Genomic DNA, 21,885 nt, shown 5'->3' with positions numbered 1-21,885 from the left:
CGATGCAATCCCAGTTTCTCGACCACCTGCGCCACCAGCTCACCGATATCGAGGCGGCCGGCCTGCTCAAGCGCGAGCGGTTGATCACCGGTCCGCAGGGCGGCCGCATCACCGTCGGCGGCCGCTCCATGGTCAATCTCTGCGCCAACAACTATCTCGGTCTCGCCAACCATCCCGACATCGTTCATCAGGCCGAAAAAGCCATTCATCAATATGGCTTCGGCATGGCCTCGGTGCGCTTCATCTGCGGCACCCAGGACCTCCACCGCGAGCTCGAACAGGCCACCGCGCGCTATCTCGGCAAGGACGATTCCATCCTCTTTGCCGCCTGTTTCGACGCCAATGGCGGCCTCTTTGAAACCCTGCTCGGGCCCGAGGACGCCATCATCTCGGACGCCCTCAACCACGCCTCCATCATCGATGGCGTGCGCCTGAGCAAGGCCAGACGCTACCGCTATGCCACCAGCGACATGGACGATCTCGAAGCCCAGCTCAGGCAGGCCGTCACCGACGGTGCCCGCTTCCGCATGATCGTTACCGACGGCGTCTTCTCGATGGATGGCTACGTCGCCAAGCTCCCGGAAATCCGGGCGCTGGCCGACAAGTATGGCGCCATAATTGCCGTCGACGACTGCCACGCCACCGGCCATCTCGGGCCGCAGGGTCGCGGCACCGGGGCACTCACCAATACCGAGATCGACATCGTCACCGGCACCTTCGGCAAGACCCTTGGCGGCGCCATGGGCGGCTTCATCGCTGCCGCCCAGCCGGTCATCGACCTGCTGCGCCAGCGCGCCCGCCCCTATCTCTTTTCCAACGCCCTCGCCCCTGCCGTTGCTGCTGGATCGCTGAAGGCGCTCGAGATCGCCGAGGCCGCCGACGATCGTCGCGCCACCCTGATGCGCCACACAGGCCGCTTCCGCGCCGGTCTCACCGCCGCCGGCTTCGAACTGTTGCCCGGCGAAACCCCGATCATTCCGGTCATGCTCGGCGAGGCCAGCCGCGCCCAGGACCTCGCGGCCGCGCTCGACCGGCGCGGTGTCTATGTCGCCGGCTTCTTCTTTCCTGTCGTGCCCAAGGGCAAGGCCCGCATCCGCACCCAGATGTCCGCCGCCCTCGAGGATGCCGACATCGACTTTGCCATCGGCGCCTTCACCGAGGCCGGCCGGGAGCTGGGGATCATCTGACCGCCGGGTCGCCCGGCCCTCGTCCTTCGACAGGCTCAGGATGAGGGCCTCATTGTTCAGTAGACCTCATGGTGAGCCTGTCGAACCACGAGGTCGTGCAGCCGGAGTAGCCGCATGAAAGCCCTCGTCAAAGCCCGCGCCGAGCCCGGCATCTGGATGGAGGATCGCCCGGTCCCCGAAATCGGCCCCGAAGACGTGCTGGTCAAGGTCAGCAAAACCGGCATCTGCGGCACCGACATCCACATCTACAAGTGGGACGAATGGGCCGCCCGCACTGTGCCGGTGCCGATGATCACCGGCCATGAATATGCGGGCGAGATCGTCGCCCTTGGCGCCGAGGTGAAAAACCTCAGCCTCGGCCAGCGCGTCTCCGGCGAAGGTCATGTCGTCGGCATGAAGAGCCGCGCCAGCCGCGCCGGCAAGTTCCATCTCGATCCCGACACCAAGGGCATCGGCGTCAATCTGCCCGGCGCCTTTGCCGAATTCGTCAAGATCCCGGCCTTCAACATCATCCCGCTGCCCGACAGCATCGATGACGAGCTCGGCGCCATCCTCGATCCGCTCGGCAATGCCGTGCATACCGCGCTGGCCTTCAACATTGTCGGCGAGGACGTGCTGATCACCGGCGCCGGCCCCATCGGCATCATGGGCGCCGCCGTCGCCCGCCATGTCGGCGCCCGCCACGTTGTTATCACCGACATGAACCCCGACCGGCTGGCCCTCGCCGCCGAGGTCGCCGACGTCGTGCCGGTCAATGTCGCCACCGAAAACCTGCGCGACGTCATGACCCGCCTCGGCATGAAGGAAGGGTTCGATGTCGGTCTCGAAATGAGCGGCGCGCCGGCCGCCCTCGACCAGATGATCGACCACATGGTCATGGGCGGCCGCATCGCCCTGCTCGGCGTGCCGGCGCGGCCCTTCATCTTCGATCTGGGCAAGATCGTCTTCCGCATGATCACGCTGCGCGGCATCTACGGCCGGGAAATGTTCGAGACCTGGCACAAGATGCTGGCCATGCTCGAAAGCGGCCTCGACGTGCGCAAGGTCATCACCCGCCGCATGCCGGCCGCCGATTATGCCGAGGCCTTCCGGCTGGCCGCCGGCGGCGAGAAGGGCAAGATCGTCCTCGAGTGGTAGGTCTCTGCCGCTTCGCTCCAAGCTTCCGGTCGCGACCCGCGTCAAACTGGGATAGCGTCGAGGCTGCACCCTGCAAGGAGAGTCCCATGTTCGCCCGCACCCTGTCTGCAGCCCTACTCATCGGGCTCGCCTGCCAGCCCGCATTGGCCGAGGATGCATCATCGCTCGATCTGGTGGCCGCGACCTTCATCGGCTTTTCCGCCGGCGGCAAGGCGACAGTTGCCGCCGATCAGGTGGTCGATATCGTGCGCAGCGGACCGGGCGAGTTCAGCGGCGGCGAGGGCGAGGTCGCCTTCTCGTTCACCGTCACCGAGCCCGAAACCTGCAATTTCCTCGGCACCTTCGAGTTCGATGGCGGCATCTTTTCCATCGGCATCAACATGGCCAGCATCGAATCGGTGCGCTTCGACGATCCGCAACCCATCGATGGCGGGCTGACGCGCTACCGGGTCGTGCTCGAGGGGCCGGACAACATGGTCGAGGCCATCGAGCCCGACGGGGCGCGTCAGGATGGCGGCAAGTCCTCGCCCATCGGCACCTCGCTGACTCTCGCTGAACTCGATGCCGCCGCCGCCGCCCTGCTGGAACGCTGCCCGGGCGCCTGATTCGCGCGCCCTTCAGCCGGTTCGTGCCAGGCGTCCGATCCGGCCCTGCATGCCCTGAGCCTTGCGAAGCCCGGACTGAGGCGCTAGAGGCACGTCCGGAACCAACGGGACAGGGCCATGACCTTCACTCCGCGCGTCTTTTCGGGCATCAAGCCGTCCGGCGATCTGCATCTGGGCAACTATCTGGGCGCCATCCGGCGCTTCGTGCCGCTGCAGCAGACCCATGAGACGATCTATTGCGTCGTCGACATGCACGCCATCACTGTCTGGCAGGAGCCCGAAGACCTGCGCCGCTGGACCTACGAGATTGCCGCGGCCTACATCGCCGCCGGTCTCGATCCCACGCGGTCGATCATTTTCAACCAGTCCCAGGTCGTCGAGCACGCCGAACTGAGCTGGATCTTCAACTGCGTGGCGCGCATGGGCTGGATGTCGCGCATGACCCAGTTCAAGGACAAGGCCGGTGAAAATTCCGAGCAGGTGTCGCTCGGCCTCTTCGCCTACCCATCGCTGATGGCCGCCGACATCCTGCTCTACAAGTCGACCGGCGTGCCGGTCGGCGATGACCAGCGCCAGCATCTCGAACTGACACGCGACATCGCCAAGAAGTTCAACCACGATTTCCGCAAGCAGATCAAAAGCCTCGGCTTCGAGGCGGATTATTTCCCGATCACCGAGACGCTCTCCACCGGCCCGGCCATGCGGGTGATGAGCCTGCGCGACGGCAAGAAGAAGATGTCCAAGTCCGATGCTTCGGACATGTCCACCGTCTACATGATGGATAATGCCGACACGATCGCCAAGAAGATCAAGAAGGCGACCACCGACCCCGAGGCGCTGCCGACCGAGGCCGCCGGTCTCGACAACCGCCCCGAGGCCGCCAACCTGGTCGCCATCTACGCCGCGCTCGCCGATCTGCCGGTTGATGCCGTGCTCGCCGAATATGGCGGCCACGGCTGGGGCAAGTTCAAGCCCGCCCTCGCCGAGCTCGCGGTCTCGGTGCTCGCCCCGGTCGCCGACGAGATGCGGCGGCTGGTGGGCGATCGCGGCGAGATGGACCGCATCCTGCGCGACGGTGCCGACCGGGCCCGGGCCATTGCGGTTCCGCACATGGACGAGATCCGCAGGATCGTCGGCTTCGTGCGCTGAAATCGACGCGCCAGCGACAGAACTTGCCCGCCGCCTCCAGCGGTGGGACAATGACGCGATCTGAGCAAGGGGTGCGGCATGCTCGAAGCTGAATACAAGCGCAAATTTCTCGTTCTCATCGACGACACGCCCGAATGCGACCGGGCCGTCACCTTCGCGGCGCATCGCGTCAACCGGACCGGCGGCACGGTGGTGCTGCTGACGGTCATCGAAACCGCTGATTTCCAGCAGTTCATCGGCGTCGAGGAGGTCATGCGGGCCGAGGCGCGGGAAAATGCCGAGCGCCTCATCGACCAGCGCGTCGCCCGCATTGCCGATATCGGCAATGTGCGGACCGAGACGGTGATCCGCGAAGGCGATCCCATCAAGGCCATCGAACGGCTGATCGCCGAGGATCCCGGCATCGCCATCATGGTGCTGGCCGCCAGCGTCTCCAAGGAGGGGCCTGGCCCGCTTGTTACGGCCTTCTCGAGCCGCAGCGGTTCGGCTGCGCTGCCCATCCTGATCAGCATCGTTCCCGGCTCGATGACCGACGAGCAGATCATAGCGCTGGCCTGATCCCCCTTGCGAAACGGGCTTCAAAACTCTATTTTAGAAACGTTCTAACCGTTAATCGGAAGCCCGCGATGTTCATCCAGACCGAAGCCACGCCCAATCCCGCCACCCTGAAATTCCTTCCGGGCCGCGAAGTTGTGGCCGGCGAGCCGCGCGATTTCCGCAACGAGGCTGCCGCCTCCATCTCGCCGCTGGCCATGGCGCTGTTCAGCGTGCCCGGCGTCACCGGCGTCTTCCTCGGCTCCGATTTCATCTCGGTCACCAAGGACATCACCGAGTGGAACCACATCAAGCCGGCCATTCTCGGCGTCATCATGGAGCACTTCCTCTCGGGCAAGCCCGTCATCGCCGATGGCACCGAGGCAGTCGATACCGAAGAGGGCGAGTTCTTCGAGGCCGGCGATACCGAAACCGTCGAGGTGATCAAGGAACTGCTCGCCACCCGCGTCCGCCCGGCGGTCGCCATGGATGGCGGCGACATCACCTTCAAGGGCTTCCGGGAAGGCACCGTCTACCTGCACATGCAGGGCGCCTGCTCCGGCTGCCCCTCCTCGACCGCCACCCTCAAGTCCGGCATCGAAAACCTGCTTCGCCACTTCGTCCCCGGCGTCGAGTCCGTCCAGCAGGTCTGACCGCGACCCCTCGGGGGCAAATCGCGCCAGTCAATTCCTCTCCACCGCCCGGCCCTGCCGGGCGTTCTTGTTTTCGTCCCCTTGAGTGGCGGGCCGCCTCCTCTCTCCCCTCAGGGGAGAGGGCTAGGGTGAGGGGTGCCACAGCCCCTGTCCCCTCCGCAGGCGGCCAGCAAATCCCGCCCACTCACGTCAACAAGGATGACATTCTCCTTCCGTCCCACTATTTCTCGGCCATGGGCATTCTCCTCGCCATCGATACCGTCGCGCCGCGCCTGCAACTGGCCCTGTTGCGCGCCGATGGCAGCCTCGACACTTCGGTGGACGACATCGCCCAGGGCCATGCCGAGCTGATCTTTCCCCGCATCAACGATCTGCTGGCCCGCAATGGCGTCACCTATGCCGATCTGAGCCGCATCGCCGTCACCACCGGCCCCGGCAGCTTCACCGGCCTGCGCATCGGGCTGAGCGCCGCCCGCGGCCTTGGCCTCGCCCTCGATATTCCGGTGATCGGCGTGCCGACGCTCCTCGCGCTGTCGCTGGGCGCGTCCGGCCCGGTGGCCGTGCTGCTCGATGCCCGCCGCGGCGAGGCTTATTTCCAGCTCTTTCCCGACGATAGCGGGCCCAGCGTGCTTGCCATGGACGATGCGCAGGCGCGGATCCCCGCCGGTGTGCCTGTCGTCAGTACATCGTTTGTCGATATTGCTCTGGTTGCCCGCTACGCGGCCACCGCACCTGCCGCAACCTCGCCCGAGGCCGCCTATGTCCGCGACGCCGACGCCAAGCCGCAGACCAAATTCCGGGTGGCCCGCCAATGAGCATTGAAAAGATCTGGATGGCCCCCGGCGGCCTGCACATCGAACCGGCCGAAACCGCCGACGCCGAAACCTGCGCGCGCCTGCATGCCCAGGGCTTCTACCGTGGCTGGCCGCGCGAGGACTTCGCCGCCTACATCGCCGGCCGCGATACCCCGGTCTATGTCGCTTGCGACGCCAGGCGGAGGATTGCCGGCTTCGCCATGATCCGCATTGCCGCCGACGAGGCCGAACTGATCACCATCGCCGTCGATCCGCGCTGGCGCAAGAAGGGTGTCGGCGTCGCCCTGCTGCGCGCCGTCTTCAGCGACCTCCTGATGTCGCCGGCCACCAAGCTCTTCCTCGAGGTCGCCGAGGACAACGTCGCTGCCATCCGGCTCTATCGCAAACTGGGCTTTGAAAAGATCTCCGAACGCACCGGCTACTACCCGCGCGACAACGGCGAGCCCGCCACCGCCATTGTCATGAGCCGCGATCTTGGCTAAGCCGGACAACAACGGCCAGGCACGGGATGCCCTCATGAGCAAGCCTGTCGAAACGCTCGAAGAGCAGTGTTCCCGCAAGGGCATGCGCATGACTGACCAGCGTCGCGTCATCGCCCAGGTAATGGAGCAGGCCTTCGATCATCCCGATGTCGAGGAACTCTATCGCCGCGCCAGTGGCGTCGATCCCCGCATCTCGCTCTCCACCGTCTACCGCACCCTCAATCTCTTCGAGGAAGCCGGGCTCGTCACCAAGCATGACTTCAAGGACGGGCGCGCCCGCTTCGAGCCCATCCCCGACGAGCACCACGACCACCTGATCGATATCCGCTCGGGCAAGGTCATCGAATTCCGCAACGAAGAGATCGAGGCCATCCAGGAACTCATCGCCAAACGGCTTGGCTACAAGCTGGTCGATCACCGCCTCGAACTCTATGCCGTGCCGCTCAAGAAGGACGAGCCGACATCATGATCTTCCGCGTGCTGTTTTTCCTGTTTGTCTATCTGCCCTTCCTGCTGGTTTTCTGCCCCATCCAGTGGGTCTGGGCCAAGCTGGGCGCGCCGGGCTGGACCATCATCCCGCGCATCTTCCACCGCCTCGGCGCCATATTCATCGGCCTCAAGGTCACCGTCATCGGTCAGCCGGTCACTGGCCGGCCGGTGCTGATGGTCTCCAATCATATCTCCTGGACCGACATCATCGCCGTCGGTTCGGCCGCCAATGTCACCTTCGTCGCCAAGAAGGAGATCGAGAAGTGGTTCTTCGTCAACTTCATGGCCGGCCTGCAGCGTACCCTGTTCGTGGATCGCAACCGCCCCAGTGACGCCAAGCGCACCACCGGCGAAATGGCGCAGCGCATGGCCGATGGCGGCGCCGTGCTGCTGTTTGCCGAAGGCCAGTCCGATATCGGCACCCACGTGCTGCCCTTCCGCACCGCCCTTGTCGGCGCCGCGCAGCAGGCCATGCTGCAGGGCGGCGCCCGCGAAATGCTGATCCAGCCGCTGACCATTTCCTATACCCGTCTGCAGGGCCTGCCGGTGTCGCGCAACGAACGCTCGCTGATTGCCTGGATCAAGTCCAAGTCGGTCGGCCAGAACATCCGGGAAATCCTCACCGGCGGCGTCAAGGAGGTCACCCTGGCCTTCGGTTCGCCCATCCCGCTGGCGGCTGGCTCCGACCGCAAGGCGGTCACCCGTGCCGCCGAGCTCGAGGTGCGGCGCGCCCTCGTGGCGCTCAACCGCGGCCAGCAGGTGCCCGCCACCATCCGCACCTAGCAGTCCGCCGCTTGCGGCTTCGGCGGGTCTTCCTTGGATTCGCCGTCCGTTGGGTGTAATGACCCCCGCCATGACCGAGACCCCGAAAAAGCTCTTCATCAAGACCTACGGCTGCCAGATGAACGTCTACGATTCCGATCGTATGGCCGACGCACTGGCGCCGCACGGCTATCAGCCGACGCAGGTGATGGAAGAGGCCGACCTGGTGGTGCTCAACACCTGCCACATCCGCGAGAAGGCTTCCGAGAAAGTGTTTTCCGAACTCGGCCGCCTGCGTGAGGTGCGTGACGAGGCGCGCGCCGCCGGCGGCGCCGGCTTCATGATCGGGGTGGCCGGCTGCGTCGCGCAGGCCGAGGGCGACGAGATCGTCCGTCGCGCCAAAGGCAGCGTCGATCTGGTCTTCGGGCCGCAAAGCTACCATCGCCTGCCTGATCTCATCAAACGCGCCCATAATGGCGCCACCGTCGTCGAAACCGACTTCCCCGAGGAAGACAAGTTCGAGCACCTGCCCCCCGCCCGCCGCGAAGTGACGCTGGCCCGCGGCCTCACCGCCTTCCTCACCGTGCAGGAAGGCTGCGACAAGTTCTGCTCGTTCTGCGTCGTCCCCTATACCCGCGGCGCCGAAGTCTCGCGCCCGCTTGAGCAGGTCCTGGCCGAGGCCCGCAACCTCGCCGAAGCCGGAGTGCGCGAACTGACCCTGCTCGGCCAGAACGTCAACGCCTATCATGGCCTCGACGCCGGCGGCCGCACCGTCGGTCTCGGTGAACTCTGCTATCGCCTCGCCGAGATCGAGGGTCTGTCGCGCATCCGCTACACCACCAGCCATCCGCTCGACATGAGCGACGAGCTGATCGCGGCGCATCGCGACCTGCCGGCCCTGATGCCCTATCTGCACCTGCCGGTGCAGTCGGGCTCGGACAGGATTCTCAAGGCCATGAACCGCCGCCACACCCGCGCCGAGTACATGGCCGTCATCGAGCGCATCCGCGCCGCGCGGCCCGATCTCGCCCTCTCGGGCGATTTCATCGTCGGCTTCCCCGGCGAGACGGACGCCGATTTCGAGGCCACCCTCGATATCGCCAGAGAGGTTGGCTACGCCTCGGCCTATACCTTCAAATACTCCATCCGCCCCGGCACCCCCGGCGCCACCATGGACGATCAGGTGCCCGAAGCGGTCAAGACCGAACGGCTGCAGCGCCTCAACGACCAGATGACGGGCCAGATGCGCGATTTCGGCGTCTCCGTCGTCGGCCGCGTGCTGCCGGTGCTGATCGAAAAGAAGGGCCGCATGCCCGGCCAGGTCGGCGGTCGCTCGCCCTACCTGCAGGCCGTGCACATGGATGGCCCGGAACGCCTGATCGGCACCATCCAGCCCGTCGAGATCGTCGCTGCCGGAAATAATTCACTGACTGGCAAGATTGTCACAGTGGCGGAACCGAAATCTGCTAGCGTGATTGAGTCTCACGCAGCGATGGCCCAGGCCTGAGCCCACATGGGTTGAGGTTGATCGGGCCCTCTAAGGAGCCCACCGGATTTGAGCAGGCATTTGTCTCCGACCGCCGAGAACGCCCTTTCCTCCCAACTTGAACTCGCCTTCGAAGACAACCGGCTGGCGTCCCAGCTCTACGGTGATTTCGACCAGAACCTGGCGCTGATCGAACAGCGCCTGGCCGTGCAGGCCACGCCGCGCGGCAACCACGTCATGCTCAAGGGCCCCGCCTCCGGTGTCGACCAGGCGCGTCGCGTCCTCGAGTCGCTCTATGGTCTGCTCGAAGAGGGCCAGGCCATCGAGATCGCCAATGTCGATACCATGATCCGCATGGTGCAGACCGAGGACAGCCAGCTCACGCTCCCCACCATGGAGCGCAAGGGCAAGGTCCGCATGGCGCAGATCGCCACCCGCAAGGCCACCATCGTCGCCCGTACCCCGGCCCAGGACGCCTATATGCGCGCCATGGACCGGGCGGAGCTGGTCTTCGGCTGCGGCCCCGCCGGTACCGGCAAGACCTATCTCGCCGTCGCCCATGCCGCGAGCCTGCTCGAGCGCGGCGACATCAACCGCATCATCCTCAGCCGTCCGGCCGTCGAGGCCGGCGAACGCCTCGGCTTCCTGCCCGGCGACATGAAGGACAAGGTCGATCCCTATCTGCGTCCGCTCTATGACGCCCTCTACGACATGATGCGCCCCGAGCACGTCGAGCGCTGCATCACCTCGGGCATGATCGAGGTGGCGCCGCTCGCCTTCATGCGCGGCCGCACTCTCTCCAATGCCGTCGTCATCCTCGACGAGGCGCAGAACACCACCTCGATGCAGATGAAGATGTTCCTCACCCGTCTGGGCGAGGGCTCCAAGATGATCGTCACCGGCGATCCGACCCAGGTCGATCTGCCGCCCGGCCAGAAGTCCGGTCTCGTCGAGGCGCTGCATCTGCTCGATGGTATCGAGGGCGTGCACATCACCCGTTTCTCCGACAAGGACGTCGTCCGTCACGCTCTGGTCGGCCGTATCGTCCGTGCCTACGAGGGCGCGACGTCCAAAGAGGACAAGGCCCGCTGAGTCCGCCCCGCATCCCGCTCGAAATCGCCTTCTCGGTCGAATTGGAAGGCTGGCCCGATGGACTTGAAGCGATCGCCACCACGGGGATCCTTGAGGCTTTGCGCCAGTCCAGGGCAAAAGTCGCCGGCGTCGCCGAACTCTCCGTCGTCCTTATGGATGATGCAGAGCAACGCGTGCTGAACCAGCAATGGCGCCAGATCGACAAGCCGACCAACGTCCTCAGTTTCCCGCAGATCGAGCCGTTTACGCCGGTCGTCGGTCTGCTCGGCGACATCACGCTCGCCCGCGAAACGCTGGAGCGCGAAGCCGCCGATCTGGGCGTCAGTTTTACCGATCACTTTACCCATTTGGTCGTGCATGGCTTTCTGCACATTCTGGGATATGATCACCTTGAAGAAGAGCAGGCCCTTGTCATGGAAGGACTGGAAACCCAGATCCTTTCGACATTGGGTATTGCCGACCCCTATAACTGAAGGACCGCCGCGCCAATCGCGGCCGACATGATGAGCGATCAAGAGACCGCACCGCGCCCGGAACGACAGGCGCAAGACACCAAACCCGCAGCCGAGCCGCCTTCTAGCACCGCCTCCGCCCAACCGCGGGGGCCATCTCTCTGGACCCGGCTGAAAGGCCTGCTGGCCCTGCGCACCCAGTCACTTCGTGACGATCTCGAGGTTGCGCTCGAATCCGAAAAGAACGGCGAGTCCGCCGACTTCACCCCGTCCGAGCGCACCATTCTCAAGAACGTGCTCGAACTGGGCGAAAAGCGCGTCGAGGACGTCATGGTGCCGCGCGCCGATATCGAGGCCGTCGATGCCGACGATACGCTCGGCGTGCTGATTGCCCGGTTCCGCCAGGTCGGCCACTCGCGCATGCCGGTCTATGTCGACAATCTCGACAACATCACCGGCTTCATCCACATCAAGGATGCCATGCGCCGGGTCACCGAGCCGGTCACCGATCCGGAAAAGGACGTGCCGGTCAAACTCGTTTCGCCGCCCCTGCGCCAGAAGCTGGGCAAGCTCGAGATTGCCCGCACCGTGCTCTTTGTGCCGCCGCTGATGCCGGTGGGCGATCTGCTCCAGCAGATGCAGCTGCAGCGCGTCCATATGGCTATCGTCATCGACGAATTCGGCGGCACCGACGGCGTCGTCACCATCGAGGATCTGCTCGAGGCCGTTGTCGGCGAGATCGAGGACGAGCACGACGAGAACGTCGCGCTGGTCCGCCGCGTCAACTCGGCCAATTTTATTGCCAGTGCCCGTGCCGAACTCTCCGAGGTGCGCGCCGTGATCGGCGACGATTTCGATCTGGGCAGCCATGTCGACGATGTCGATACGCTGGGCGGCCTGGTGTTCGATCTGGCCGGCCGCGTGCCGCAGAAGGGCGAGGTCATCGGTGGCATCAAGGGCTTCGAGTTCGAAGTGCTGCAGTCCGACAGCCGCCAGATCAAGCGCATCAAGATCAAGCGCATCAAGCAGCGCGCCCCGCGCAAGCCGCCGGCGCCGCCCGCCAAGGCCGGCGATGGCAGCCAGCAGGAGGCGGCGCAGTAACGCGCCGCACTTGACCGCCATCGCGCCCGCCGCGAGGCTGCCCGGCATGCTTGATTCGCGCCTTTCCCGATGACCTGGATCGCTGAAAGCGCCATGCTGAGCTACGGCTGGCGGCGCGCCCTGTTGCTTTTCATCGCCGGCATCATCGCCGCCACCAGCGCAGCGCCGCTGTTCTTTCTGCCGGCGCTGTTTCTCGCCATGCCCATCCTCGTCTGGTGCCTTGATGGCGCCGAGCGCCTGCGCGGCTGGCGGCGGCTGTTCGGTCCGGCCTTCCGCATCGGCTTTGCCTTCGGTCTCGGCTATTTTGCGGCCGCCCTGCATTGGCTGGGCGCCGCCTTCCTGCAGGAGGGCGGCATCTTTCTGCTGCTGATGCCATTTGCCATTCTCGGTCTCGCCGCCGTTCTGGCGCTGTTCTGGGCCCTTGCCACGGCGCTGGCCCATCTGGCCTGGTCCGGCGGCGCCCTGCGTGTCGTGCTGCTGGCCGGCGCGCTCGCGCTGGCCGAATATGCGCGCGGCCACCTGTTTTCCGGCTTCCCGTTCGATCTGCTGGGCTATGCGCTCACCGCCAATGACGAGATGATGCAGCTGGCCTCGGTCATCGGCGTCTACGGCCTCACCTTCCTCGCCGCCCTCACTGCGATGACCATCGCGCTGATCTGGCCTGCCGACGAGCGCGGCATCGTCCGCCGCCTGGTGCCCTTCTTTCTCGCCATCGGCGTCATCGCCGCCCAGATCGGCTACGGCAGCTGGCGGCTCGACAATACCGAGGTCACCCAGCGCACCGACATGAAGGTGCGGCTGGCCCAGCCGATGATTCTCGATCACGCCGATTGGGACGTCGCCGATCCGGCCAATGTCATGGACCGGCTGATCTCGCTCTCCGAGAGCGGCACCGGTCTCACGGGCATTACCCACCTGGTCTGGCCCGAATCGGTGTTCCCGTTTTTCCTCCAGGATTATCCTGAGGCCTTGGCCCGCATTGCCCGCATGCTGCCCCCCGGCACCACTCTGCTGACCGGCGCGCCGCGTGCCCCGGTCGCCGACGAGCTGGCCCGGGACACCGAAAATCCCGGCTACAACGCCATCCTCGCCATCAACACCGATGGCGAGATTGTCGGCAGTTACGACAAGTCCCATCTGGTGCCGTTCGGCGAGTATCTGCCGTTCTCCGATTTCTGGAGGCTGTTCGGCATCCGCCAGTTCGTCCCCGGCACCAATGGCTGGGCCGCCGGCGATGGTCGCCGCCTCATGCAGGTCCCCGATACCCCCGCCTTCCTGGCTCTGGTCTGCTACGAGGCTGTGTTCCCCAACGACATCGGCGACGTCACCAGTGCCGAGTTCATCCTCAACATCACCAACGACGCCTGGTTCGATGGCTCCGTCGGCCCCGCCCAGCACGCCCACATGGCCCGTCTGCGCAGCGTCGAAACCGGTCTGCCCATGCTGCGCGCCTCCAATTCCGGCACCACCATCGTTACCGATCCGCTTGGTCGCATCACCGCCCGCCTCGCCGAGCAGCAGGTCGCCGCCGTCGATATCGCGCCGCACCACCGGCTCGCCGGTCCGACGCTCTTCACCACTCTGGGCGACTGGCCGTTCTGGGGCGCCACGTTGCTGTCGGTCCTGCTCGGCGTCGGGGCCTATCGGCGCGAGCGGCGTGCGCGCACCTAGATTTGGCCAACTGCGGATATGCGGATATAAAGCTTTCTTTATATTCACCTTGACCGCAGCACCTCGCGATGGCAGAAACGCCCCCAACTTGCGCATTTTTGCGCTTCCAGGGGCATAATTGCGGGGTTTCGCTTTGGCACGCTCTTCCTACCTGTTCACGTCCGAGTCGGTTTCCGAAGGTCATCCGGACAAGGTTTGTGACCGTATCTCCGACGAGATCGTGGATCTGGTGTTCCGCGAAGCCAAGAAAGCCGGCATGGATCCGGCCAATGTCCGCATCGCCTGCGAGACACTGGCGACGACCAATCGCGTCGTCATCGCCGGCGAGGTCCGCGTCCCCGAGACGCTGCTCAAGAAGGGCAAGGACGGCAACATCCTGCTCGATGCCGCCGGTAACCCGGTGGTCAATCCTGCCAAGTTCAAGTCCGCTGCCCGCAAGGCCATCAAGGCCATCGGCTACGAACAGGCAGGCTTCCACTGGAAGACCGCCCGTATCGATGTGCTGCTGCATGGCCAGTCGGCCGATATTGCTGTCGGTGTCGATGAAAAGGGCAACAAGGATGTGGGCGCCGGCGACCAGGGCATCATGTTTGGCTATGCCAGCCGCGAGACCCCCGAACTGCTGCCCGCGCCCATCTACTACGCCCACAAGATCCTCGAGACCCTGACCGACGCCCGCAAGGCCGGCGAAGGCGAGGCGGCCAAGCTCGGCCCCGATGCCAAGAGCCAGGTCACCGTTCGCTACGAGGACGGCAAGCCCGTCGCCGTCACGCAGATCGTCGTCTCCACCCAGCATCTCGACGGCAGCCTCACCTCTGCCGACGTGCGCCGCATCATCGAGCCCTACGTGCTCAAGGCCCTGCCCGAGGGCTGGGTCGGCAAGGACACCGTCTGGCACGTCAACCCGACCGGCAAGTTCGTCGTCGGCGGCCCTGATGGCGATGCCGGCCTCACTGGCCGCAAGATCATTGTCGATACCTATGGCGGTGCCGCCCCGCATGGCGGCGGCGCCTTCTCGGGCAAGGATCCCACCAAGGTCGATCGCTCGGCCGCCTATGCCGCACGCTACCTCGCCAAGAACGTCGTGGCGGCCGGGCTCGCCGATCGCGCCACCATCCAGCTCAGCTATGCCATCGGCGTCGCCAAGCCGCTGTCGATCTATGTCGATCTGCACGGCACCGGCAAGGTCGATGAGGCCAGGCTGGAATCCGTGCTCGGCACCGTGCTCGACCTGTCGCCGCGCGGCATCCGCGAGCACCTGCAGCTCAACAAGCCCATCTACGCCCGGACCTCGGCCTATGGCCATTTCGGCCGCAAGCCGGGCCGCGACGGCAGCTTCTCCTGGGAAAAGACCGATCTGGTCAGCGCCCTCAAGGCCGCAGTGAAGGGCTAGGACCTGACCAAGCCCTCCCATCCGCTCAACGAAGCCGGCGAGCAGCGCGCCTTTTTCGGTCGCCGCTCCGGCAAGCGGCTGCACAAGGGCCAGGATCAGCTGTTCGCCGGCATGCTGCCTGAGCTGTCGATCACCCTTGATGACGGCGAACTCGATCCGGCAGCGCTGTTTGCCGGCAACGCCGGGCGCATCGCGCTCGAGATCGGCTATGGCGGCGGCGAGCACCTGGCGCGCCAGGCCCGGCAGAATCCGCAGACCGGCTTTATCGGTTGCGAGGTGTTTTCCGGCGGCATCGCCAAGCTCCTTCAGCACATCGACGAGCAGGACCTCGGCAATGTCCGGCTCTTCACCGACGATGCCCTCAAGCTGCTGCTCAAGCTGCCGCCCGCCTCGATCGACGAGGCCTTCCTGCTCTATCCCGATCCGTGGCCGAAAACGCGCCATCACAAGCGCCGCTTCGTCTCGCCGGTGACGCTGGGTGAACTGGCGCGCGTCCTCAAACCGGGCGCGCTCTTTCGTTTCGCCAGCGATATCGAGGATTATGCCAACTGGACGCTGGCCCACGTGCTGCGCTCGCCCGATTTCGTCTTCGCCCCCGAAGGGCCGGGCAGCTGGTTGCAGCCATTTCCCGGCTGGGAGCCGACCCGTTACGAGCAGAAGGCCCGCCGGGAAGGGCGCCTCGTCAGCCATTACCTCAATTTCATGCGCCGGTAAGGCCCCGGCAAACCGGTAACTTGCATCTGTGCATCTCACGGTTGCACGCGCTTGCCTCTGGTAGTTCTTCGTCTGGCGCCCCATATGCGGCCGATGTGAAGGCGTCGGGTGACCGTGCGCCATGCACGGAGAATTGCCTTGCCGAATACCTTGCGTCAGGCCGTTTCGGCCGATCCCCTCGCTGAATTTCTCACTGTCAAACGCGGCAAATGGACCATGTCGGTGGTCATGCAACTGCGGGCCGACAAGCAGCGCTTCTCCGAGCTCAGACGCAGTATTCCCGGCATCTCCCAGAAGGCCCTCACCGAGACCCTGCGCGCGCTGGAGCGCGACGGCTTTGTCCTGCGCACCTCGTTTGCCACCATTCCGCCGCGCGTCGATTACGAGCTGACCGATCTGGGCAACGAAGTGCTGCGGATATTTGAAGCCTGGGAGGATTTCTCGCAGCGCCACTGGGGCCGTGTCCTGGAATCCCGCCAGCGCTTTGACAAGTCCCAGGGCGAGGCGCCCCGGTCGGTCGATGTCGTCATCCGTCGCGCCGGGCGCTAGACGGACCTGGAGGTGCCGGGCACTGCGGCCCGGCAACTCTAGGATGGGGCATTAGTCGTCCCAGCTGTCGTGGGTCAGCGAGTTGAGCGACACCACCGGAGCCGTGCGGCTCACGTCCAGCTTGGACAGCACGCGGGTCGCTGCGCCGCCCGACTGGCCGATCTGCTGCAGGTCGTCCTGGTTGTAGAAGGCAAAGACCTGGCTGCCGTCGTCGAGCTTGACCGTCACGCGCATCGTGCTCGAGGTATCCTCGGCAGCGTTCACGGCATTGATGCCGGCATCCTGCAGGCGCTGCAGCTGGTACGATTCATCAAAGCTCCCGAAGTCGCTGGCGAGGGCAGGTGCCGCAACACCGGCGGTCAGGGCAAAGGCGACGAGAGCAGAAGTAAAGAGCTTGTTCATTTGGATGTTCCTTTCGTTGAACACCCCAGAGATGTGCTCTCCTGCTGCGCTTGACAAGCACAGAAAAACCGAATTAATGCCTTGAATTACCAAAGTTAATCATCACTGTTTCGGAAACGAAATCCAGCCACGCGGTGGATACTTGGTTGGACTGTGGGAACCCGGTTTCGAAAACGAAACCAACTGCGTTTCATGGTGTTCTGGACGATTCCGATCACAGAAATCTGCCGCCCATCTGGAACTGCAGGGCCGTCTCGCGCATCATCTTCACGAGCAGGAGAACCCGCAAATGTCTCAATCGGTCGCGATATTAAACATCGGTAAGGTCACCCATAACGTCCGCAGCTACCGCCTGCAGCGTCCCGAGGGCTATGATTTCGAACCCGGCCAGGCGACGGAACTGTCGCTCGACGAGGATGGCTGGCGCGATAGCAAGCATCCCTTCACCTTCACCGCGCTGCCCGACGCGCCCGATCTCGAGTTCACCATCAAGAGCTATTTCAACACCGGTGGCGACGGCATGACCGAGCGGCTCTACGGCTATGAACCCGGCCAGCGTCTCATCCTGCGCGAGCCGTGGGGCACCATCACCTACAAGGGGCCCGGCACCTTCATTGCCGGCGGCGCCGGCGTCACCCCCTTCATCGCCATCCTGCGCGATCTGGCCCGCCAGGGAAAACTCGCCGGTCACCGGCTCATTGCCTCGCACCAGACCGTCGCCGACATCATCCTGCGCGAGGAATTCGAGGCCATGGAGGGACTCGAAACCATCTGGACGGTCACCGGCGAGCCCGATGCCGACGGCGTCCGCCACGACCGCATCAATGCCGCCTTCCTCAGGGAGACGATCACCGATTTCTCGCAGCACTTCTATCTTTGCGGGCCCGACAAGATGGTCGCCGAACTGCGCGACACGCTCGGCAGCCTCGGCGCCAGCACCGAGGCCATGACCTGGGAGAAATAGCCTGGGAAGTATCGGGCGGGGAGAGCCCCTCAGCCCTGCGCCCAGCCGGCAATCGCCGCGCTGACCGCCGCGGGCTGCTCGATCACCGCCATATGTCCGGCCCGTTCAATAATGACGAGCCGGGCCCCGGCGATCCCCTCGGCCATTTCCCTGGCTGCATCGCGCGGCGTGATTGTATCGGCGTCCCCGACAATCACCCTCGTCGGCACATTGATCCGCGCCAGCAGCGGACGCGAATCGGGACGGGCAATGATGGCCGCCTGGTGCCGCACAAACACGTCCGGACCGTTGTCGCGCGACATCGCCTTGCAGAGTTCACGCAGCGCCGTGTCGCCGCGATGTGCCGGATGCACCGCCGTCTCGAACGCCTCGTCCAGTGTTTCCTCGAATCGCCCCGCCCGCGCCTTTTCCATCTTGTCGCGCCGGATCGCTGTCGCCTCTGGCGCATCGGCCCGTGCCGATGTGTCGAGCAGGCAGAGCCGCAGCACCCGCTCGGGCGCCTGCCGCAGGATCTCGAAAGCCAGGTAGCCGCCCATCGAAAAGCCCAGCAGCGCAAAGCGCGGCGGCGCGTCCCGCAGGATCGCGGCAGCCATGCCGCTGATGCCCTCGCCCTCCAGCTGGCTGGCCACCGTCACCGGGCCGCTCGGCCACAGCGCCGGGATAACGTCGCGGAACACCGCGGCGGTGCAGTTGAGGCCGGGAATGAGGAGAATCGGAAGGTTTGGCAATCGCTGTCTCATACTGGAGGGGTGCCGGAAACGAACCAGTTTCACTGCCCGCGATCAAGGGTCATTGCCGCCCGATCGGGTCGCAGCCCGCAACATCCATCCACCCCGGGAGTTGACCCGGCGCCCCCGGGCGGTCCATCTGACCGCTCCCATAGTCGAAGGAGAGCAGGATGCGGTTCATCATCTACGGCGTCGGCGCCATCGGCGGCACCATGGCCGCTGCCCTCACTCTGGCCGGGCGCGACGTCGTCGGCATTGCCCGCGGCAGGATGCTCGACGCGCTGCAGGCCAATGGCCTGCTGTTCCGCAGCCCCGATGGCGAGCAGCGGGTGACATTTCCCTGCGTCGCCTCGCCCGCCGATATCACCTTTCGGCCCGACGACGTCGTGCTGCTGACCATGAAATCGCAGGATACCCACGCCGCACTGCAGCAGCTGCGCGATGCCGGCTGCGCGGACCAGCCGGTGATCTGTGCACAGAACGGCACCGACAACGAACGCATGGCGTTGCGGCTCTTCCCCAATGTCTACGGCATGACCGTCATGCTGCCGGCCGAATACACCGAGCCCGGCGAGGTCAATTGCTATGGCGCCCCCAAATTCGGGCTGCTCGATTTCGGCCGCTATCCGCACGGCACCGACTCGGTCACCGAGGCCATTGCCGGCCATCTCAATGCCGCCGGCTTTGCCGTCTTCGTACTCGACGAGGTGATGCGCTCCAAGTACGGCAAGCTGCTGCAGAACCTCAACAACGTCCTTGAGGCGGCGCTGGGGCGCGGCGTCGACAGCAAGCCCTTCGCCGAACTGGCCCGTGCCGAGGGCGAAGCAGTCTATCGGGCGGCCGGCATCAGCTGGACCGACGCTGCCTTCGACGATCCGCGCCGCAAGGGCGTCTCCGAAATGCGCCTCGTCGCCGGTGCCACCCGCTTCGGTGGCTCCTCCACGCAAAGTCTGCAGCGCGGCGTCGGCAGCATCGAGACCGACTATCTCAACGGCGAAATCGCCCTGCTGGGCCGGCTGCACGGCGTGCCGACGCCGGTCAACCACTACCTGGCCCGTCTCGGGCAGCGGATCGTCGCCGAACGGCTGGCCCCGGGCGGCATTGCTAGGTCCGAGGTCGCGGCGGCGCTGGGCGTGGGCTGAGCCGGGGTTTCAGCCCTCCCTTGCACCAGCCCGACAACGGCGCTATATAGCGGGACAACATCTCTGGCATTTTGCAGAGTGGGAGCCTCCCGGCCCCGCTCTTTTTTATTACCGAAGGCTCTGATGAGTTTTGATCTCGCCGAGCGGCGATACATCAAGGAAACCGGCACCGAGGCCCGCATTGCGCGCATCGTCGAGCCCGTTGCCATCGATCTTGGCTACAGCCTCGTTCGCGTCAAGGTCACGCAGGAGAACGGCTGCACGCTGCAGATCATGGCCGAGGACGGCAATGGCCGCTTCACGATTGCCGACTGCGAGCGCCTCAGCAAGGATCTGTCGCCGGTTCTCGATGTCGAGGATCCGATCGATCGCGAGTATCACCTCGAAGTCTCCTCGCCCGGTATCGACCGGCCGCTCGTACGGGCCCGCGATTTCGCCAACTATGTCGATCACGAGATCAAGCTCGAGCTCACCGACCTGCTCGATGGTCGCAAGCGCTTCCGCGGCTTCATCGTCGCCGTCGAGGGCGATGAGCTGATCCTGCGCCTGCCCGATGCGCCCAAGGGCGACGACCCCAATGTCCGGCTGCCGCTGGCCCTCCTGGCCGACGCCAAGCTGATCATGACCGACGCCCTCATGGCCAAGGCCCGCAAGGACCAGGAAGCCCATCCCATCGACGAGGACGACGAGATCGAAACCGTCGAAATGGCCGATGATGCCGATTCCGACGACACTGACTCTACTGAACTCTCTAGAGGAGACCGAATAAATGGCCGTCAGCGCGAACCGACTGGAGTTGCTCCAGATCGCCGATGCCGTTGCCCGTGAAAAGTCGATCGACCGCATGATCGTCATCGAGTCCATGCAGGACGCGATCGAGAAAGCGGCCAAGACCCGTTACGGCGCCGAAACCAATGTCCGCGCCGAGATCAACCCCAAGTCCGGCGAGCTGCGCCTGTGGCGGTTGCTCGAAGTGGTCGAGAATGTCGAAGAATACGGCCGCCAGATCGGTCTCAAGGACGCCAAGGCCCGCAACGAGGCCGCCAAGCTCGGCGATTTCGTCACCGAGCCGCTGCCGCCCATCGAGTTCGGCCGCATCGCCGCCCAGTCGGCCAAGCAGGTCATCGTGCAGAAGGTGCGCGATGCCGAGCGCGACCGCATGTACGACGAGTACATCAATCGCATCGGCGAGATCGTCAACGGTTCGGTCAAGCGCGTCGAATACGGCAATGTCATCGTCGACCTCGGTCGGGGCGAAGCCATCATCCGCCGCGACGAGCTGATCCCGCGCGAAATGTATCGCTACGGCGATCGCGTCCGCGCCTATATCTACGACGTCCGCCGCGAGCAGCGCGGCCCGCAGATCTTCCTCAGCCGCACCCATCCGCAGTTCATGGCCAAGCTGTTCATGCAGGAAGTGCCGGAAATCTATGACGGCATCATCACCATCCGCTCGATCGCCCGCGATCCGGGCAGCCGCGCCAAGATCGCCGTCACCTCCAATGACAGCTCGATCGATCCGGTCGGCGCATGCGTCGGTATGCGTGGTTCGCGCGTGCAGGCCGTGGTTGGCGAACTGCAGGGCGAAAAGATCGACATCATTCCCTGGACCGACTCCATTGCCGACCTCGTGGTCTCGGCCCTGCAGCCGGCCGATGTCGCCAAGGTCGTGCTCGACGAGCAGGCCGAGCGCATCGAAGTGGTGGTGCCCGACGAGCAGCTCTCGCTCGCCATCGGCCGCCGTGGCCAGAACGTCCGCCTCGCCAGCCAGCTCATCGGCTGGGATATCGACATCCTGACCGAGGCCGAAGAGTCCGAGCGCCGCACCAAGGAATTCACCGAACGCTCCGCGCTGTTCATGGAAGCCCTCGACGTGGACGAGACGCTGGCCCAGCTGCTGGCCTCCGAAGGCTTCTCCTCGGTCGAGGAACTGGCCTATATCGATCTCTCCGAAATCGCCTCCATTCAGGGCTTTGACGAAGAGACGGCCGGCGAAATCCAGAACCGCGCGGCCGAATATCTGGCCGCCATCGAGCGGGCCTTCGACGAGGAGCGCAAGACGCTCGGCGTCGAGGACGAGCTCTACGAGATCCCCGGCCTCACTGCCGCCATGCTGGTGGCGCTGGGCAGGGAAGACATCAAGACCGTCGACGACTTCGCCGGTTGCGCCAGCGACGATCTCGTCGGCTGGACCGAACGCAAGGACGGCGACGTCAAGCGCTTCGACGGCACCTTCAAGGACTTCCCGGTTTCCCGCGAGGAAGCCGAGGAGATGATCCTGCAGGCCCGTCTCAAGGCCGGCTGGATCACCGAGGCGGATCTCGCGGCGCAGGACGAGGACGCGGCTCCGGCAGAAGAGGGGGCGCCCGCGTAATGCG

The 21,885-nt window shown here is 65.1% G+C and carries 24 protein-coding genes; 22 read left to right on the top strand and 2 right to left on the bottom strand.

The annotated features are described in order from the left end of the window. The first annotated feature begins 2 nt into the window (after positions 1-2). From AC0L4C_RS04625 to AC0L4C_RS04540, 18 genes are all read left to right on the top strand, one after another. Positions 3-1,187: a glycine C-acetyltransferase gene (locus AC0L4C_RS04625; protein ID WP_473402392.1), complete on the top strand. Its 1,185-nt coding sequence runs from the start codon at positions 3-5 to the stop codon at positions 1,185-1,187. 114 nt (positions 1,188-1,301) lie between these two features. Then, entirely contained in the window at positions 1,302-2,324 is a 1,023-nt protein-coding gene (tdh, locus tag AC0L4C_RS04620) for an L-threonine 3-dehydrogenase (protein WP_473402391.1), read from the top strand. A gap of 86 nt (positions 2,325-2,410) precedes the next feature. Beyond that, positions 2,411-2,929 carry a hypothetical protein gene (locus AC0L4C_RS04615; protein WP_473402389.1) on the top strand — a complete coding sequence of 173 codons (519 nt, stop codon included), beginning with the start codon at positions 2,411-2,413 and terminating at the stop codon, positions 2,927-2,929. A 117-nt stretch (positions 2,930-3,046) separates the two neighbouring features. Continuing rightward, on the top strand, positions 3,047-4,078 hold the full coding sequence (gene trpS, locus AC0L4C_RS04610) for a tryptophan--tRNA ligase (protein ID WP_473402388.1): 1,032 nt from the start codon (positions 3,047-3,049) through the stop codon (positions 4,076-4,078). Between the two features lie 78 nt (positions 4,079-4,156). Further along, on the top strand, positions 4,157-4,636 hold the full coding sequence (locus tag AC0L4C_RS04605; RefSeq protein WP_473402387.1) for a universal stress protein: 480 nt from the start codon (positions 4,157-4,159) through the stop codon (positions 4,634-4,636). 68 nt (positions 4,637-4,704) lie between these two features. Beyond that, entirely contained in the window at positions 4,705-5,265 is a 561-nt protein-coding gene (locus tag AC0L4C_RS04600) for a NifU family protein (RefSeq protein ID WP_473402385.1), read from the top strand. Between the two features lie 233 nt (positions 5,266-5,498). After that, the gene (gene tsaB / locus AC0L4C_RS04595; protein WP_473402384.1) at positions 5,499-6,080 is read left to right on the top strand and encodes a tRNA (adenosine(37)-N6)-threonylcarbamoyltransferase complex dimerization subunit type 1 TsaB; all 582 of its coding nucleotides are present in this window, start codon (positions 5,499-5,501) and stop codon (positions 6,078-6,080) included. Continuing rightward, positions 6,077-6,562, top strand: a complete 486-nt coding sequence (gene rimI, locus AC0L4C_RS04590) for a ribosomal protein S18-alanine N-acetyltransferase (RefSeq protein ID WP_473402383.1) — start codon at positions 6,077-6,079, stop codon at positions 6,560-6,562. The genes tsaB and rimI overlap by 4 nt, the downstream gene beginning before the upstream one ends. Before the next feature lie 34 nt (positions 6,563-6,596). Further along, complete coding sequence (locus tag AC0L4C_RS04585) at positions 6,597-7,031, top strand: Fur family transcriptional regulator (RefSeq protein WP_473402381.1); 435 nt, start codon at positions 6,597-6,599, stop codon at positions 7,029-7,031. After that, entirely contained in the window at positions 7,028-7,834 is an 807-nt protein-coding gene (locus tag AC0L4C_RS04580; protein WP_473402380.1) for a lysophospholipid acyltransferase family protein, read from the top strand. Before AC0L4C_RS04585 ends, AC0L4C_RS04580 begins: the two co-directional genes overlap by 4 nt. A 70-nt stretch (positions 7,835-7,904) precedes the next feature. After that, positions 7,905-9,320 carry a tRNA (N6-isopentenyl adenosine(37)-C2)-methylthiotransferase MiaB gene (gene miaB / locus AC0L4C_RS04575; protein ID WP_473402378.1) on the top strand — a complete coding sequence of 472 codons (1,416 nt, stop codon included), beginning with the start codon at positions 7,905-7,907 and terminating at the stop codon, positions 9,318-9,320. A gap of 48 nt (positions 9,321-9,368) precedes the next feature. Then, positions 9,369-10,391 (top strand): PhoH family protein, encoded by a 1,023-nt coding sequence (locus AC0L4C_RS04570; protein ID WP_473402377.1) that lies wholly within the window; start codon positions 9,369-9,371, stop codon positions 10,389-10,391. Positions 10,392-10,432: 41 nt separating this feature from the next. Beyond that, complete coding sequence (ybeY, locus tag AC0L4C_RS04565) at positions 10,433-10,864, top strand: rRNA maturation RNase YbeY (RefSeq protein ID WP_473402376.1); 432 nt, start codon at positions 10,433-10,435, stop codon at positions 10,862-10,864. Positions 10,865-10,891: 27 nt separating this feature from the next. Further along, complete coding sequence (locus AC0L4C_RS04560; protein WP_473402374.1) at positions 10,892-11,944, top strand: hemolysin family protein; 1,053 nt, start codon at positions 10,892-10,894, stop codon at positions 11,942-11,944. 69 nt (positions 11,945-12,013) lie between these two features. Then, complete coding sequence (lnt, locus tag AC0L4C_RS04555) at positions 12,014-13,615, top strand: apolipoprotein N-acyltransferase (RefSeq protein ID WP_473402373.1); 1,602 nt, start codon at positions 12,014-12,016, stop codon at positions 13,613-13,615. Between the two features lie 133 nt (positions 13,616-13,748). Beyond that, positions 13,749-15,008 carry a methionine adenosyltransferase gene (metK, locus tag AC0L4C_RS04550; RefSeq protein ID WP_473402372.1) on the top strand — a complete coding sequence of 420 codons (1,260 nt, stop codon included), beginning with the start codon at positions 13,749-13,751 and terminating at the stop codon, positions 15,006-15,008. A gap of 111 nt (positions 15,009-15,119) precedes the next feature. Further along, complete coding sequence (gene trmB / locus AC0L4C_RS04545; RefSeq protein WP_473402371.1) at positions 15,120-15,722, top strand: tRNA (guanosine(46)-N7)-methyltransferase TrmB; 603 nt, start codon at positions 15,120-15,122, stop codon at positions 15,720-15,722. Between the two features lie 138 nt (positions 15,723-15,860). Further along, complete coding sequence (locus tag AC0L4C_RS04540) at positions 15,861-16,271, top strand: winged helix-turn-helix transcriptional regulator (protein WP_473402370.1); 411 nt, start codon at positions 15,861-15,863, stop codon at positions 16,269-16,271. Between the two features lie 51 nt (positions 16,272-16,322). Here the strand turns inward: AC0L4C_RS04540 and AC0L4C_RS04535 are convergent, their stop codons facing one another. Then, positions 16,323-16,673 (bottom strand): hypothetical protein, encoded by a 351-nt coding sequence (locus AC0L4C_RS04535; RefSeq protein WP_473402368.1) that lies wholly within the window; start codon positions 16,671-16,673, stop codon positions 16,323-16,325. Between the two features lie 289 nt (positions 16,674-16,962). Between AC0L4C_RS04535 and AC0L4C_RS04530 the strand changes: the two genes are divergently transcribed. Beyond that, on the top strand, positions 16,963-17,637 hold the full coding sequence (locus tag AC0L4C_RS04530) for a ferredoxin reductase domain-containing protein (RefSeq protein WP_473402367.1): 675 nt from the start codon (positions 16,963-16,965) through the stop codon (positions 17,635-17,637). A gap of 29 nt (positions 17,638-17,666) precedes the next feature. On the opposite strand, the gene AC0L4C_RS04525 is transcribed toward AC0L4C_RS04530, so the two are convergent. Then, positions 17,667-18,365, bottom strand: a complete 699-nt coding sequence (locus AC0L4C_RS04525; RefSeq protein WP_473402366.1) for an alpha/beta fold hydrolase — start codon at positions 18,363-18,365, stop codon at positions 17,667-17,669. Between the two features lie 170 nt (positions 18,366-18,535). Between AC0L4C_RS04525 and AC0L4C_RS04520 the strand changes: the two genes are divergently transcribed. The 3 genes from AC0L4C_RS04520 to nusA all read left to right on the top strand — a co-directional run bounded on the left by AC0L4C_RS04520 (position 18,536) and on the right by nusA (position 21,881). Next, a complete protein-coding gene (locus AC0L4C_RS04520; protein WP_473402364.1) occupies positions 18,536-19,507 on the top strand; it encodes a ketopantoate reductase family protein in 972 nt (323 codons plus the stop codon). A 123-nt stretch (positions 19,508-19,630) separates the two neighbouring features. Next, positions 19,631-20,335 carry a ribosome maturation factor RimP gene (gene rimP, locus AC0L4C_RS04515; protein WP_473402363.1) on the top strand — a complete coding sequence of 235 codons (705 nt, stop codon included), beginning with the start codon at positions 19,631-19,633 and terminating at the stop codon, positions 20,333-20,335. Next, entirely contained in the window at positions 20,277-21,881 is a 1,605-nt protein-coding gene (gene nusA, locus AC0L4C_RS04510) for a transcription termination factor NusA (protein WP_473402362.1), read from the top strand. Before rimP ends, nusA begins: the two co-directional genes overlap by 59 nt. Positions 21,882-21,885: the final 4 nt, after the last annotated feature.

It is taken from the genome of Devosia sp. J20-27, from assembly GCF_055808595.1.
The sequence above is the reverse complement of the archived record's forward strand: the minus strand, read 5'-3'. Positions and strand labels throughout refer to the sequence as shown.